The following is a 15128-nucleotide window of genomic DNA, read 5'->3' as shown; positions in this document are numbered from 1 at the left end:
AAAAACTGACCCCTTATGCTAATTGGCGGCGTAATTGTTCGGCGACCTGTGCTAATTTATTCGCGTATTGCGGATCAGTTGCATACCCGCCCGATTGCAAGGCACGCGCATAAGCCTGCGCATCAGCTCCCTGTCCTACGGCATCGGCATAACGACGCTTGATCAGGCTGGCGTAATCATTAAACGAATCTGCATAAGAATCATAAACCCGGAAACGCTCAACCCGCTTTTGCGCCTGCCCGCCCACAAACTCGGTGGTAGTAATATCGGCCGTTTTGCCTTTCCAGTCTTTGCTTGCCTTAATACCAAACAAATTGTGACTATCTCCCCCTTCCGAATCTTTAATGGGCTTTTTCCCCCATCCCGACTCCAGCGCCGCATGCGCAACCAGCACGTGCGGCGAGACACCTAAAGATGCTGCGGCAGAGCTTGCATTGCCAGCCAGCGTGGAAGCAAAAGAATGGCCACTTAAAACGGCATCTTTTGCCGAAGACTCGGCGGCTTTTGCCGCTGGCAAAGTATGGTGAAATGCAGGAGAAGGTTTTTGATAAAGCGAAGGATCACGTTGCAGCTCAATCTGCCGCACAATCGATTCGGCAAATCCTACGCCACCCTGCTTGGACCACATCTGGCTCAACTGCTGATCATGCATACTGCGAAACATCTCCGCAGTGCCAGATTCCATCTCATCATATTTAGGGGTTGCCTCGCGCATTGATTTCAGCATCTGGCTAGTCAGTAAAGCTTCAAACTCACGCGCAACAGCGAGCGCAGCCTGATTAGGATCTTTACGTGCCAGCTGGCGCAAGCTATCCACGCCGCGAACATCGATGGCAAGATCATTGCTGGAAGGATGAGCAGAGGAGATCATTCTGGGCTGCGCTTCATAAAGGATTAAGCAAGTATCAAGCAATAACTATGCCGGAGTAATGATCAGGTAGCGGGGTATCAGAAAAATATAATGAATTAATTGCTTAGACTAAGCAGCGCTTAAATAATATCAACCATCAAATTACTTCCAGCTCGGCTTTCAAGCTGCCTGCCGCTTTCATCGCCTGCAAAATTGCCAGCAAATCCTGCGGCGTTGCTCCCACTGCATTAAGCGCACGTACCACGTCACGCAGCGTGCTGGATTTAGGCAGGCGGGCAATCGGCCCTTTATCAGCCTGAATCTGGATATCTGCATTTTGTACTTTTGCGGTTTTTCCACCGGCCAAGGGATTAGGCTGCACCACCGTATTATCTGCGGTAATGGTCACCGTTAAATTACCATGGGAAATTGCACAGCTATCGAGCTTAACCGACTGATTCATCACAATCGAACCCGTACGGGCATTGATAATAACCTTGGGCCCCGATTCTGCCGGAGTGACATCGATATTTTCCAGGCGAGATAAAAAAGCCACACGTAAATTATTGTCCTGAGGTGCACGGACCTGAATCACGCGCCCATCCAAGGCCACGGCCGTACCCGGATACTGTGTATTCACTGCATTCACAACACGATTGGCGGTTGTAAAATCTGTAGTCAGCAGCTCCAGCTGAACAAACTCGCCATTACCCAGTAGCGTAGGCACCGATTTTTCAACCGTCGCCCCTGACGGAATACGCCCGGTAGCCAGCTGATTCACCTGAGTGCTGGAGCCCCCCGCCGATGCGCCAGCTCCGGCCACAATAATATTGCCCTGGGCCATCGCATAAATTTGCCCGTCGGCACCTTTTAGCGGTGCCATCAGCAATGTGCCACCACGCAGGGATTTTGCATTACCGATCGAGGCAATGGTCACATCCAGCGGCTGGCCAGGCCTTGCAAAGGCAGGCAAGGTAGATGTAACCGTGACGGCGGCTACGTTTTTGAGCTGCAAATTACCACCACTAGGCACTTGAATACCCAGATTAGTCAGCATATTCACAACCGATTGCACGGTAAACGGCGTTTGCGTAGTTTGATCCCCACTCCCGTCCAGCCCCACCACCAAACCATAACCCACCAGCTGGTTATTACGCACACCGGCAACGGACGCCAGCTCTTTCAGCTTTTCAGCGTGAACGGGCACAAGCGTAAATAAAAAGCAGCAGATCAGGGCAAACCGGGACATACACACAACCTATTAAGAGCGGTCAATCAGATCAAAACCATCTATGCCCAACCCGGACAACAGATTCAGAACGGCATCACACTTAAAAAAAAGCGCTGCAGCCAGCCTATGGTATTAGCATCGGCCATAGAGCCAACACCCAGCTGCTCGATACGTGCATCAGCCACTTTATTGGATGAAATCGTATTCCCTGCCTTGATGTCCAGCGGGTTAATGACCCCGGTAAAACGCAAAGTATTAATCTGGTTATTCACTGCAACCTGCTTTTCGCCGCCCACAATCAAATTACCATTTGCCAGCAAATCAACCACCGTCACGGCAATCGTACCTTTAAAGGTGTTGGTGCTATTGGTTGCCCCCTTACCCTCAAATTTATTTGTCCCTGCTAACTTAACAGCCGCAGAAGCTTCCCGTGAAAAGTATTGCTCAATGCTCCATGGAAGCAAGGGAATATTGCCGGCTGTACTGTAATCAAGCGAGCCCGCTTTATTGCTGCTGCTATTTGAGGTATTAACCGCAGAAAGGTTTTCCTCGATGGTGATATTAAGCAAATCGCCAATATTGCGGGCAACGCGCTCTTCAAACAGTAAACGCGAGCTATTGGGCTGAAAAATGGAGCCATTATTGATGCTTGCAACCACAGGCTGTGCAGGTCTTGCCGTGGTTGGCTGAGTAACCACCGAAGGAGGCGTAGTACAAGCGGCAAGCAAAACGGCAATCATTGCCGCAACGGCGAAGCGAGCAATCATTTCAATCCTTTCAAAGCTAGAGCTGCGTCAGTTTTTGCAGCATTTCATCAGAGGTTTTAATCGCTTTCGAGTTAATTTCAAATGATCGCTGAGCCTGAATCATATTGATAAGCTCTTCGGTTACATTCACGTTGGATGTCTCTACATAGCCCTGGTTTAGCGCGCCCAGACCATTTGTTCCCGGCGTACCCACAGTTGGCGCACCTGATGCGGTTGTTTCCAAGTACAGATTTTCACCCACAGATTGCAGGCCTGGCGGATTGATAAAGGTAGCAAGCTGAATATTTCCCAGCTGCACAGGTGCCGCAGCATCGTTATTCACAATCGCCGTTACCGTACCATCCTTTGCAATTGTTAATTTGGTTGTACCCTGCGGCACTTGTAAAGCGGGCTGCAGAGCATAACCACTGGCCGTAACAACGGCTCCCTGGCTATCCACCTGAAAAGAGCCATCACGCGTATAGGCGGTCGTACCATCTGGCATGGCAATTTGCAAAAAGCCCTGGCCATTAATTGCCACATCCAAAGTGCCATCGGTTAACTGCAAATTACCCTGCATATGAATACGTGCAGTGGCCACGGGGCGCACACCCGTTCCCAGTTGCAACCCCGTTGGCTGCTGGGTTTGTGCACTGGTTGAGCCACCGGGCTGACGCAGATTCTGATAGAGCAGATCTTCAAACACCGCGCGCTCACGCTTAAAACCATTGGTACTGACGTTGGCCAAATTATGCGAGATGACATCTACATTCATCTGCATGGCATCCATGCCGGTTTTAGCAATCCACAGCGAGCGCATCATGATGCGTACTTCCTATTGTTTTTATTGACCATCGGGCGCACACAACGCACCCTGCTTTTTATTTATAAACACCGATTCACCAAGATCAGCCTGTCAGTGTTAACAGCTGCGCTGCACTTCTTGCATTCTGGTCTGCAGTTTGCATCATTTTGATCTGTAAATCATATTGGCGTTGTGAGCCGATCATTTGCACCAGCTGATCAACCGGGTTCACATTACTCACCTCTAAAGACTCAGAAGCAAGTTTCACACCAGCATCCGCCTGTGCCACCTCGCCATTTCTTTGACGAAACAAGCCATCACTGCCTTTTTCCAATTCACGCTCGGGTGGATTTACCAGTTTAAGCCTGCCAATCTCTACCGCCTGAGCAGGATTATCAAAAGGCGCGCCATTGATCGTGCCATCTTTTGCAATCGTAATCCGAGTGTTTTCCGGAATAGTCAGCGGGCCGCTTTCCCCTTGCACAACCAGACCGCTACGTGTTTTTAACAGACCCGCAGCATCAATTTCAAACCCACCATTACGCGTATACGCTTCACCTGTTGGTGTTTGTACGGCAAGCCAGCCTTCACCATTCACCGCAACATCCAGTGGCCGCCCGGTCTGCTGCACAATGCCCGGAGTAAAATCAGCACCAGTTGTCTGCTCCACAACATAAGCCCGGCTCGGCATACCTGAACCGCCAATAACCGGTACTGCACGTGCCGCAGTCAGCTCGGCCCTGAAGCCCGGAGTAGCTACATTCGCCAAATTGTTAGCAACAGAGGCCTGGCGCAGCATCGTCTGCTTGGCGCCGGTCATTGCAATGTACAACATACGATCCATCGATTTTCACTCGGGCACAGGGAAGATCACAAGAAAGGCGCGGACACAATAACCAGGCCCGCACCAGAAAATTAATTTATTAACGCAAATTCACAATCGTTTGCAAAATAGTATCCTGCGCTTTGATAGTTTGCGCATTGGCCTGATATGTACGCTGGGCAGTAATGAGATTTACCAGCTCGCCAGTCAGGTCAACGTTTGCATCTTCCACAGATGCAGACTGAAGCGTGCCCAGATCACTGGTGCCGGGGTCATTGGTTCTGGGCTGACCCGAAGCAAATGTTTCGGCCCAGCGATTATCCCCCAGGTTTTGCAGGCCCTGGGAATTGGTAAAGTTAGTCAGAGTCACCTGGCCAATGGCTCTGTTTTGCCCATTGGAGTATTTACCCAGTATCACGCCTTCCCGATCGATAGCTACACCGGTCAATACACCATCGGGGTAACCATCTTGCTTGAGGCTGTTCACACCAAACGGGCTACCGTACTGGGTTGTTCCATCCAGACCGATATGAAAAGCCAGCGGTGAAGTCGCACCGGAGGTTAGCGTTGTGCTAAATGTGAGAGGGGTATTGTCGATCAGGTTACCGTTTGAATCAAAAACAACATCAGGGTACGGCAAACCGGTAATCGGATCGTTTGGAGCTGAAACCGGATCACTATCAAACCGTGTCCTGACCTCCCAGGTATTGGGTGACATTTTAGTAAAATAAATCGTCAACGCATGTGCTACACCCTGGGAATCATAAACCTGTGCCGAAGTTGAATTGGTAAACGTCTTAATATCGGTAGGATTAAGCGCTCCCACATAATTAGTCGCCAGAGGATTTGTTCTGTCTTTAGGAAGCTGGCTGGCATCCAGATTCATTCCAAACTGCAAACCGGCGCTCACACCCAGCCCAGCCACTTCGGTCCAGCCTGTGGTTTTTGCACCGATATTTCCATTCGAGAGCTGTAAAGGTGCTGGTGTACCCCCTTTTTGCAAAGCATTAGCAGTAATCTCAAATGGCCAGCCGGTTAACTTCTGCCCGGTGTTCCCTACAATAAACCCGTCTTTATTGACTTGAAACTGGCCATTTCGGGTGTAGCTTACAGACTCGCCGTCAACCATGCGAAAGTAACCATTGCCGGTAATTGCAATATCCAGCGGGTTATTTGTGGACGTTACATTGCCCTGAGCAAATTGTTGAGTCACCGCAACCGTGCGCGCCCCCATCCCGGAAATAGTGGATGAAGTAGCAAAAGAATTTGCATACATATCTGCAAACTCTGAACGCGATTGCTTAAAACCCACCGTATTGGAGTTGGCAATATTATTGCCAATTGCGTCCAGGCTCTTGGACGACGCACTTAAACCACTCAAGCCCTGCTGGAAACCCATAACCCTAACCTCACCTTGTTCAAGTCCACGACTAGCGGATTTGTTTCACATCGCTAAATGCAACCGTTTTCTGACTGCCCAACATGATATTCACGCCCGTTTTGGCCAGCTCAACGCTGCTTGCCGTTTGCCAGGTCAGGGTATTTAAAGCAATTTCCTTGCCATCTTTCAGGCCAGTTGCAGAAATAAAATAATCACCAGCTGCAGCCAACCTGTCACCTTCCAGCTTTCCATCCCACACCACACCGGCGGCTCCGCCCGATTGCTGGGGTAAAGTCAGTTTATCCACCACAGCGCCATTTTTATCTGTAATCGTCACCTTGATATTGCTCACGCCAGCCGGTAAATCAACCCGGGCATCAATTGGCTTAGTGCCGTCAAATTTCATCTGATTGCCCTGCGTGAGTACCTCTTTGCCAATCAATGCAGCAGCCTGAAAACTTTGTGCCGAAGCAAAACTCGCCATCATCGATTGCATCGTGGCATTGAGTTTTTCGATCCCCGTTACACTGCTAATCTGCGCCATCTGACTGGTAGTCGCCGCATTATCCATCGGATTCATCGGGTCCTGGCTCTGCAGCTGTTTAACCAGCAACTTAAGAAAACGATCCTGCTGCTGATCTGCAGCAGATGCTTTGCTGTCTACTTTTTTATTAATCGCCGAATAGTCAGTCGTCGAATTAATCGTTGTGCGAGGAACCATCATGCATCTCCAGAGCGTTTAATCAGGACTGGCCGAGCGCTAATGTGCGCAGCAGCAGCGTTTTAGCCGTATTCATCACATCGGCATTGGTTTGATAAGAGCGTGAAGCCGAAATCATATTGGTCATTTCTTCCACCACGCTCACATTGGGCATTGCCACATAACCATTGGCATCTGCCAGCACATTTTTGGGGTCATAGACCAGCTTGGGTGGTGATTGATCTTCGATCACATCAGCGACCTGCACACCCACAGCCCCTTTTCCGCCGCCTGCAATCGGCGCCGATTGAAACACCACCTGCTTGGCACGATAAGGCTGGCCATTCGAGCTGGTCACCGATTCCACATTAGCCAAATTGGATGCCACCGTATTTAAGCGCGTGGTCTGTGCATGCATCGCAGAAGAAGCAATATCAAACACTCTGAACATCGACATGATTTAATCCTTTATTGGCCGGTAAGCGCAGTACGCATGCCTTCAATCCGCTTTTGCATAAACGTAATTCCCGCCTGATAACGAATTGAGTTATCAGTAAATGCAGCCATTTCCGCATTCATATCCACCGTATTACCATCGATACCGGATTGTCTTGGATTACGATAAAGCAGTGCTTTAGACAGAGAATCAACACTGTCTTTAGGTTGTAAATGGCGCGGGTCAGTGCTCTGCAAAGGCTTTACCGGATTTTTCTGCAGGGCGGCCTCAAACGATTTTTTAAAATCAAAATCGCGCGCCTTATAGCCCGGCGTGTCGTTATTGGCAATATTTGAAGCTAAGACCTCCTGCCGCTGGCTGCGCAGTGACAGAGCAACCTCCTGCGGGCGAAAGTAATCGTCCAAACGTCCTAACATAGCCAAACTCCTTTATTTCTGAATGACTGCACAACACACCGCTTCCCGCCACTTAACCAAGCAGGAATTGTGCCAAGCAAAAAGCCCGCATTGAGCGGGCTATATGCATGATCAGGACCAAGCTTCGGCAATTATTGCCGCTATCAACAACGCAGTATCAGGCTTTTTAAGCTAAAGCCGCCATTGCTGCAGCATGCCGCTGCCGCTCAGCATTCGAGCGAAGAATATTATCCCGTAGCGCCTCAGCATAGGCTTGAGCACTTATTTGCCCTTCCTGATAACGTTTTCTGGCATTGCTATTTTGTTGATTCAAGCTCTGCAGATTATTCTCGTGCTGCTGTTTTTCCAGCGCTCTTTTACGTGTTTTTTCTTTACTGGCCGGCTCTTGCGGCAAAGCAGGCTGTACAGCCACACCAAAAACATGCCGCCAGCGCAGATAGCCATAAAGCCTGATCGGCTCCTGACCACCACTTTTTACCGGATACATTTTATTTGTTTTCAGATTTTCAATTCGCTCAATATTCTTTTTGTAATCTTGATGCTCAACCAACTTCATTTGCTCATCACTCAAAGAGTAGGATAAGCGCACCCTTTCTTGTTCGGTTTCAATGCTTTTAATCATGATTCTTCGTGCTTTTTCCATGCCCCCTTCATTAAACCAGGCCTGATCATCATCACTAAAATTGCTGGGTTTAAACCAGGCTCTGGAATCATGAACCAGAGTTTCAAATAACACCTTGCTTGCAGGCAACACCGCCTCTTGCTTATACCACTCGGCAGAAACACCATCGTTCCAGTCGCCCACTTTAGCCGGCCAGACAGAGAGCTCGGAAACAACAGGGACATACTTCTCCAGCATATTTAGTTCTTGCTGCAAAGCCAGATCGGTTGTGTGTAAATCATGCCGATCCTGCGTTTTTTTCGCTGCACTATCCAGTGAAGCAGACATACCGGGCAGCAAATGAACCTTACCCAGCATACTTTTTCGCCAGCGTAAAAAATGACCGTAGTGCCGACGAATAATCTGCAACAAAGGCTCCTCAGCCTGTGTTTCAGTGAGCCACATTACCCCCGATGGCTTGCCGCTGCCAAAGCGTGTAGCCCCGATATAATCATTGAAAGCTTTGACCGTACCTGGGTCAATTTTAAAATTACTTTGATGAAAATCATCAAAATCTTTTGAACCCAGCAAGGGTACACTGGCAATTACAGCTTCGCGGTACATTTGCGCTAATGGAATCTGCGAAAGTTTCTTTGCATCCCCCGCCTCCCCTGAGCCAACAGAGCGCCCCTGATCATTCGGCGGGTAGCCCCCTCCCACATCCGAATGCACGCCGGGGTAAACCACCTCTTTATGCTGAGCACCACTACCAATCGAATCAAGTGGAAACGAGCCACGCACTTCATGCGCCGATACCAGATGCACACAACGCTTAACAGCAGAGCTGACCTGCAAGTTCTCCACACTAGCCCAGGCATAGTGCCCTTCAACACCGCCAATGGGCACAGAGTTAGCCAGACCAACCGAGGCAACCGTATCAAAGATACCTAAAAAATCAATTTTTAAAGCAATACCCGCAATACCATCGCTGTAATATTTTTGCAGCCAGCTACAGAAAACCCTGGCCTCTGCTGCACCACGTGAAAAACCAAACACCGAAAGGCGTACAGAGCGAATAGTGGGAGAACCCCGAATAATCGGCGCAATGGCCTTGCCCAGCATACGCGCCCTTTCCTGCAAAACAACACTCCTGCCTCTGTTAGGCACGCCACTTGCCAACGATTTCTCCAGCATTTCCCGGGCCAGCTTGCCATCATCTGCCAACGGCTCACTCAGCGGATTTCCCCCCATCAATGCGGCATGGATATGATTACTCAGCTGCAGCAAAGCCCAGTTAATACGCACCTCACCATGCATTGACGCTGCCAGGCCCAGGGTATTGTCCGAACCCTCACCTGTGTCACCCAGCTCGATAAAAGGTGTGCCAACCCCTGGGATATATGTTTTGCGGTAATACTTTTTCTCATCCTTTGGAATAGCAGCAGACCACGCCGCTGCCGCATCAGGCTTAGCCGTTTTTTTAAGGATTTTCAATTTAGCAACGGTAGGCTCCCCTGAATAAGCCTCGTATAATCTCGCCACATTGCTATGGGCAAAAGCATCTGTATCACGGTATTTATTGTTGTTTGTGCCGTCAAAAAAGAAACCAAGGAAAATATCCTGCTCGCACGACAGACATTGAGGACGATTTTGAGTTCTTGATCTGGCAGTAAGCTCATCTTTGGATAAATCTAGCGGTGAAGCTCTGCATGCTTCAGTAAATCGAGCAATCATCATTAGTCCTCTTCATAATTTATTTCACACATACGCTTATCAACACCCATCTCCTTAATGCAGTACTCTCTCATTTCCGCGCAACCTTTTTTATCCCATCCCATTGAATCACCATCTGGCTTAATATTCTCTGGCTGGCAATACCTTCTAAAATCAGCAGCAATTTGCTCTTGAGAATTTGAAAGATATTTCGGCAAATTCCTCTTACATTCTTTTTCCGAAAGCCGTTCAATACATGCATCCATTGCATCTTTTTTTATTTTCCCCGGCCAGGCCGGATAACCCGGCTCCACTCTGGATACGACCAGCTCCACTTCCTGCCCGGGATGAAACAGCACATAAAGATCACCCGGCTGCTGATAAAGAGGGATTTCTAATTCACGCTGATATTTATCTGGCTTGGTATGCGTTTTATCTGCCTCTTGCCAATCAACTTTCACTTTCATTCCTGCTTGCCATTGCTTTGGCAAGCTAATACAGCAATTTTTTCCACCCGGCCCGGCTAAAAAACTAACAATACTGCCACCTATAGCCTGATTACTCCGCAAATCGGTCAATTTATATTTTACTGACCAATCGTGCATATAATTAACCGAATCAATAGAAGCTGAAATCGTATTAGCTGCCTCACCACCCGTTGTATCATTTTCAGCCTGGGCAGCAGGGCCGTTCATTGCAAACCCCATGGCAATAAAAACAATGCCATTAATCATCAGAGAATACTTAAATACAGGCCACAATCTTGCCTCTACTTGACACGCCCAAATAAGTACCACGATATGGCTCACAAATAACCCAAAAAGAGAAAAAATCATCAAATACGCAGGGCCATAGCCAGAGCCTGTCACGGCCACATATAGGGCAAAAGCATTCAAAAAAGACACCACAATCATAAACAAATTAAACCCATCCTCAGCACCTGAAGTCTCGGTTTGCTCTGGCACTTTTTCCGGCGAATCCATTTATTATCCTTTATACAAATGATCTATATTTAATCAGTATATTTTTTTACTTTTAATACTGCGTTACTAAAAAATACCCTACCATTTAAAAATCATGCAGCCTCAATGCGTAAATGTTCAACACAAAAGCTAAGGATATCACTATCATCACGACTTCCCTTAGCCAAGGCAATATCGCAAAGCTCCGTTATTTGTGCATAGGCTTTTGAAGGCTCTGTTGGCAGCAGAGACTGAAGCTCAAGCAATTGAATATTTTGCAAAATTTGATCAGCTAACGTTTTATCCATCATCTTTATAAACTGCACTTCAGTCAATACCAGAGCCTGATTTGTGATTTGAGCTTGTCTGCCACCTTCCAGCCATATAATTTGGGCCTCCCGATCAAAATAAACCAGATAGCTAAATGGTGATAAAAATGCAGCACTTTGTTCTGGGCTAAATTGTGTAAATAAATTAGGTAAAATTCGTGTATCTGCATAGCGCAATATATAACTTAATTTTTCTGGTAAAATACTAACTTCAAAGTAGTGATCAAAATGGCTAAATATTACTTCCCTATCCAGTGCACTTAAATAAAAGCTCAACATAGGCTGCCCATTAGTGATTTTCAAAAGCAATTCAATTTGCTTTATAAACTCCGCTTCATTCTCACTATTAAGCACGCAAAGCAGCAGAGAAATATCTATATCTGCACCACGATCCTGATAAAGTGAAACCCATTCAATCCGATTTCTCATTCTCTTTAATAAATGAGGATCAAAACTATGATCCAGCACAGCATAAACCTTCGTTGATGCAGATAAATAAGGTGCCAGCTGTGCAAGCAATACCTGCGCGCAGCCTTGAGGATAAGGATTAATAATCATGATGATTTCTTCGCAAAAGGACTACCTGCAGCTTTCGCTTGTTGCATGCAGGATTTACAAATCGAATCTGGAAAAATAGGCAAAGGCGGGTTCATTTGCGCCGGCCCACTCAACTCATGGCTCGCCCCTTTAATACTTACCTTCCCCGGGCAGTGAATTTCGATGTTGCCGCCTTTTAGCCGGATATAGCCGCCACCTGCAGTCATCAGAATTTCGTCTTTGGCCACCACCGTAATGCTTTCTTTGCAGGCGGTGATTTTGACGTTTTTGTCGGCGGCGATTTCAACGTTATCGCTTTGTGCTTGCAGCTGGATTTGGCCTTTGGCGGCAATCAGTTTTAGTGCGACTTTATCTTTTACCCCGGCTACAAACAGGCTGATGTGCTGGCCCACATTGTGTATCCAGCGGCGGCCAGAGGTTTGGTTACTGTCTCTTTGGGCGACCAGATCGAGATTAGTGCCTGCTGCGATGGTCTGGCTTTGTGGGCTGGTGATCGCCACGCCGTCCTCGCCGTGCAGCAGGATGATATTTTGTCCACCAGCCTGATCTTTGGATTGGCTTTTGCCATCTTTATCGGTGTTTGACCCAGCTTCAAAGCTTTTGCTGGCATGCACATGATGGTGCAGATGGCCGGTGGTGGCACTGTTGCCTGCGCTGTTATCTGGCTTAACGGTTTTATTGTCGTCGCCGGTTTCAATCGTATCGGCAAGCTGATTCGTTGCCGTCTCACCCAGGCTTTGGGCCAGTGCCAGGGCGGACTCCAGCTGGCTTTGCGCGGGGCTGCGATCGAGCTGCTTGCCGCTAGCGCCGCTTTTGGCTTCGGTACTGATCAGTAAGCCGCTGGCGCGAATCGCACCTTGTTTGTCGCTGCGCAGCTCAAAGCCTTCGCCGCGTGGCTCACCTTTTCCATCGGTCCTTGGATGAATTAAGTAGCCAAGGTTGAGCTGGGTTTTACCATGCTCGCTGGATAGCTTGGTTCGGACTTCGCCCTTGCTATCATCAAACAGCAGCTCGCCGTATTGCCCACCTTCATGTTCTTTGGTCTTGATACCGGATAACGTTTTATTGGCAGGCAAAGCGCCTGCGCCGCTAAACGCTGGCACCGGGTGGCTGCCGTTATGGACCACGCCAGTGACAATCGGGCGGTCGATGTCGCCTTCGATAAAATCAACTAAAACTTCCTGACCGATGCGCGGGATGAACTGATGCCCAAAGCCCGCGCCTGCCGATGGGTAGGCCACGCGGATCCAGCAGGAGGATTTGTCATCCAGGCTTGCACCGAATTCCAGGTGTTCTGCGGCACGCTGCCAGTGGAATTCTATTTTTATGCGCCCTTGCTCATCGGTGTGGACTTCTGATCCGGCAGGGCCGACGACGGTGGCGGTCTGTACGCCGCGGCTTTTGGGCTTGCTGTGCTCGGTATGGGCAAAAACGGGCACGGTCGGCTGGCCGCGCCTTTGGGCGGTGAAGTTAACCTCATAAGGTTTGGCTACATCAGCGGCCAATAGGCTTGGTGCGACCAAGCCAAGTTGCTGGGTTAAATCAGCAGGCAAATTATTATTGGCGGTAAATTTCAGCTCGGTAACGGCAAATTCACGCTGCTCGGCGCTATCCCATTCATGCGCGGGGTGGTCTTCCAGGCGGAACCACTGGCCTGCTTGCAGGCTGCGTAAAGTACCAGAGCCGCTAAAGGATTTCTTTTGCGCGTCCATTGCCTGCTGACGCAATTGTGCGTAGTGGCTTAAACCTTCTGCATCACTCGCATAATACAGCGATTGGGGGTCGTAATCTTCAAAACTTACCTGCAGCTGCTGGCCGCCATCACCCTGATCGATACTACTTTCATCAAAACTTTCGTTGGTGCTGGTAGCTTTGTAATCAAAGCTGGCCAAAGACACGCTGCTGCTGCCGATTTGCCGCTGGCTCTGCCATTCAGTCAGAGTATCGCTCTCTTCCGTGGCGTCAGCTCTGTGAAATCTAACAAATGGATCTGCCGCTTCCGCAATTGCAAAAGCATCATCAAACACAAGCAACTGAACCTGAGGACTATCGCCCGGCAAATGATTAAATAACCAGGCTAAGCCTTCCTCTGCTAATAATCGTGTCAGAAAATCGAAATCGGATTCGCGGTATTGTAAGCAATAGGATCGCGGTGAATGCGTGCCGGAGAGTTTGAAATCCAGCATTTGCACCGAGGCAAACACCGGATTTTTGCCCTGATGCTCAGCCAGTACCTGTTTCACAATGTCGGGGACAGATAAATCCTGGAACACGCGGGAAGTGCGCCGGTATCTAAGCAAAGCAAAAGGCGGCTCTACTGTCAGCGCATATTTGGCAAAGCCCCCGTCAGAACCTAAAAGCTGTGCCTGACTAATGACCCCGCAACGCTCAATCGCCTCACCATTCGCATTTTCAATAGATAGAACGACTGGCAAGCCTAGTAGCGATTTAAGTTCTAAATCGGCCCTGGAGGACAGGCACTCAACCTGATAGCGATAAACTTGGCAGATCCCCTCACTACCTGTTACGCGCTGGGGCAATAACTGCTCACCCCACACTGAGCCATCGCCAAGCTGAAGAGAGATAAGGCGCTGATCTTGATTAAAGGCAGCGGCGAAAGAGGCGAGTAAATCTGTGGTGTTCATAAGGGATAAATCACTTAAAACCCAAACTACCACATTACATTAAGCTTTAAAATTAAGCACTACATCATTATATACACTTTAATAATATGTAAGCTAAAGTGAGCATCCCGATGATGTACATATTCAGACAATACTGCCCATGGCTTCTATTTAGAGTGTAACCAAAACAGTCTGCAGCGGCTCTCAAGGGCCTGGCGCGCCTTATCAGGACACAAATATCTTACGCATTTAATTTACCAATCTTAGTGTGTCTTTCTGTTTGGGCAAGCACCGCAGACCTTGGTGCATTCTATTTTATCCAGCGACTGGCTTAAGGCACAGACAGAGCGGCGGCAGGCTACAAAGCGGATATTTTCTTCATGCGCCAGCTCCCGATATGCACGCATCACATTGTGGCTTAAAAAATCCGTAAACAAGATCAAAAGATCAGCCCCCTTCAGGCTTGCAGGCTTGCGCTGGTGTGCGGCATTACGTCCTGAAACGTGTTTGTGTACCTTGATGCCATAGCTCGATAAAAGCTCAGGGATATTGCCCAGTACATCTGCGCCAACTAAATATGCGTTCATCACATTATCCTGATAGAGAAAAGTTAAATTTATTCTCCTACAAACGATAATGACTATCAATAACATTTTTATTACACATTGACCATAAACCTGCATGAAATGTAAGCAAAAAAACAACGTTATTTTTAGATCTTTATAAAAAATCACGATAAATCATACAAGTAGAGGCTGTTTTTTTCATACGATCATTTTAATTTTAGTGCCTTAAACATAAATTCAAGCGTCTGGCCTTCTACGTCAAACCCCAAAAGCAAGGTGTATTCCTTATCTGAATATGCGGTAAATAGAACATATTCATATGAAATACAACACCTTGAAACTAATTTATCACGACTTGCAATCAGT

At 48.2% G+C, this 15128-nt stretch carries 14 protein-coding genes; all 14 read right to left on the bottom strand.

The window, feature by feature from the left end; genetic code table 11:
• Positions 1-13: 13 nt before the first annotated feature.
• The gene (flgJ, locus tag EJO50_RS03730; RefSeq protein WP_125971692.1) at positions 14-871 is read right to left on the bottom strand and encodes a flagellar assembly peptidoglycan hydrolase FlgJ; all 858 of its coding nucleotides are present in this window, start codon (positions 869-871) and stop codon (positions 14-16) included.
• Between the two features lie 136 nt (positions 872-1007).
• Entirely contained in the window at positions 1008-2099 is a 1092-nt protein-coding gene (locus EJO50_RS03725; RefSeq protein WP_125971691.1) for a flagellar basal body P-ring protein FlgI, read from the bottom strand.
• Positions 2100-2164: 65 nt separating this feature from the next.
• A complete protein-coding gene (locus EJO50_RS03720; protein ID WP_233702166.1) occupies positions 2165-2848 on the bottom strand; it encodes a flagellar basal body L-ring protein FlgH in 684 nt (227 codons plus the stop codon).
• Between the two features lie 16 nt (positions 2849-2864).
• Positions 2865-3650, bottom strand: coding sequence for a flagellar basal-body rod protein FlgG (gene flgG / locus EJO50_RS03715; protein WP_125971690.1), 786 nt, complete (start codon positions 3648-3650; stop codon positions 2865-2867).
• An 85-nt stretch (positions 3651-3735) separates the two neighbouring features.
• Positions 3736-4476, bottom strand: coding sequence for a flagellar basal-body rod protein FlgF (flgF, locus tag EJO50_RS03710; protein WP_125971689.1), 741 nt, complete (start codon positions 4474-4476; stop codon positions 3736-3738).
• Between the two features lie 79 nt (positions 4477-4555).
• Positions 4556-5854, bottom strand: coding sequence for a flagellar hook protein FlgE (gene flgE / locus EJO50_RS03705; protein WP_125971688.1), 1299 nt, complete (start codon positions 5852-5854; stop codon positions 4556-4558).
• Between the two features lie 31 nt (positions 5855-5885).
• Complete coding sequence (locus tag EJO50_RS03700; RefSeq protein ID WP_125971687.1) at positions 5886-6560, bottom strand: flagellar hook assembly protein FlgD; 675 nt, start codon at positions 6558-6560, stop codon at positions 5886-5888.
• Between the two features lie 19 nt (positions 6561-6579).
• Positions 6580-6993, bottom strand: a complete 414-nt coding sequence (gene flgC / locus EJO50_RS03695; RefSeq protein WP_125971686.1) for a flagellar basal body rod protein FlgC — start codon at positions 6991-6993, stop codon at positions 6580-6582.
• A gap of 11 nt (positions 6994-7004) precedes the next feature.
• Positions 7005-7409, bottom strand: a complete 405-nt coding sequence (gene flgB, locus EJO50_RS03690) for a flagellar basal body rod protein FlgB (protein WP_125971685.1) — start codon at positions 7407-7409, stop codon at positions 7005-7007.
• A gap of 166 nt (positions 7410-7575) precedes the next feature.
• Positions 7576-9747, bottom strand: coding sequence for a T6SS phospholipase effector Tle1-like catalytic domain-containing protein (locus tag EJO50_RS03685; protein WP_206434444.1), 2172 nt, complete (start codon positions 9745-9747; stop codon positions 7576-7578).
• On the bottom strand, positions 9747-10706 hold the full coding sequence (locus tag EJO50_RS03680) for a DUF3304 domain-containing protein (RefSeq protein WP_125971684.1): 960 nt from the start codon (positions 10704-10706) through the stop codon (positions 9747-9749). The genes EJO50_RS03685 and EJO50_RS03680 overlap by 1 nt, the downstream gene beginning before the upstream one ends.
• A 92-nt stretch (positions 10707-10798) precedes the next feature.
• A complete protein-coding gene (locus tag EJO50_RS03675; RefSeq protein WP_125971683.1) occupies positions 10799-11572 on the bottom strand; it encodes a DUF4123 domain-containing protein in 774 nt (257 codons plus the stop codon).
• Entirely contained in the window at positions 11569-14217 is a 2649-nt protein-coding gene (locus EJO50_RS03670; RefSeq protein WP_125971682.1) for a type VI secretion system Vgr family protein, read from the bottom strand. Before EJO50_RS03670 ends, EJO50_RS03675 begins: the two co-directional genes overlap by 4 nt.
• Before the next feature lie 242 nt (positions 14218-14459).
• The gene (locus EJO50_RS03665) at positions 14460-14783 is read right to left on the bottom strand and encodes a DUF2325 domain-containing protein (protein WP_125971681.1); all 324 of its coding nucleotides are present in this window, start codon (positions 14781-14783) and stop codon (positions 14460-14462) included.
• Between the last annotated feature and the right edge of the window lie 345 nt (positions 14784-15128).

The organism is Iodobacter ciconiae (assembly GCF_003952345.1).
In the GTDB taxonomy this organism is placed as follows: domain Bacteria; phylum Pseudomonadota; class Gammaproteobacteria; order Burkholderiales; family Chitinibacteraceae; genus Iodobacter; species Iodobacter ciconiae.
This window is presented reverse-complemented; position numbering and strand designations above follow the sequence as displayed.

Excerpts from the sequence above, each read along its gene's own strand:
- flgJ (WP_125971692.1), bottom strand. The coding sequence starts at position 871 with ATGATCTCCTCTGCTCATCCTTCCAGCAATGATCTTGCCATCGATGTT.
- EJO50_RS03725 (WP_125971691.1), bottom strand. The coding sequence starts at position 2,099 with ATGTCCCGGTTTGCCCTGATCTGCTGCTTTTTATTTACGCTTGTGCCC.
- EJO50_RS03720 (WP_233702166.1), bottom strand. The coding sequence starts at position 2,848 with ATGATTGCTCGCTTCGCCGTTGCGGCAATGATTGCCGTTTTGCTTGCC.
- flgG (WP_125971690.1), bottom strand. The coding sequence starts at position 3,650 with ATGATGCGCTCGCTGTGGATTGCTAAAACCGGCATGGATGCCATGCAG.
- flgF (WP_125971689.1), bottom strand. The coding sequence starts at position 4,476 with ATGGATCGTATGTTGTACATTGCAATGACCGGCGCCAAGCAGACGATG.
- flgE (WP_125971688.1), bottom strand. The coding sequence starts at position 5,854 with ATGGGTTTCCAGCAGGGCTTGAGTGGTTTAAGTGCGTCGTCCAAGAGC.
- EJO50_RS03700 (WP_125971687.1), bottom strand. The coding sequence starts at position 6,560 with ATGATGGTTCCTCGCACAACGATTAATTCGACGACTGACTATTCGGCG.
- flgC (WP_125971686.1), bottom strand. The coding sequence starts at position 6,993 with ATGTCGATGTTCAGAGTGTTTGATATTGCTTCTTCTGCGATGCATGCA.
- flgB (WP_125971685.1), bottom strand. The coding sequence starts at position 7,409 with ATGTTAGGACGTTTGGACGATTACTTTCGCCCGCAGGAGGTTGCTCTG.
- EJO50_RS03685 (WP_206434444.1), bottom strand. The coding sequence starts at position 9,747 with ATGATGATTGCTCGATTTACTGAAGCATGCAGAGCTTCACCGCTAGAT.
- EJO50_RS03680 (WP_125971684.1), bottom strand. The coding sequence starts at position 10,706 with ATGGATTCGCCGGAAAAAGTGCCAGAGCAAACCGAGACTTCAGGTGCT.
- EJO50_RS03675 (WP_125971683.1), bottom strand. The coding sequence starts at position 11,572 with ATGATTATTAATCCTTATCCTCAAGGCTGCGCGCAGGTATTGCTTGCA.
- EJO50_RS03670 (WP_125971682.1), bottom strand. The coding sequence starts at position 14,217 with ATGAACACCACAGATTTACTCGCCTCTTTCGCCGCTGCCTTTAATCAA.
- EJO50_RS03665 (WP_125971681.1), bottom strand. The coding sequence starts at position 14,783 with ATGAACGCATATTTAGTTGGCGCAGATGTACTGGGCAATATCCCTGAG.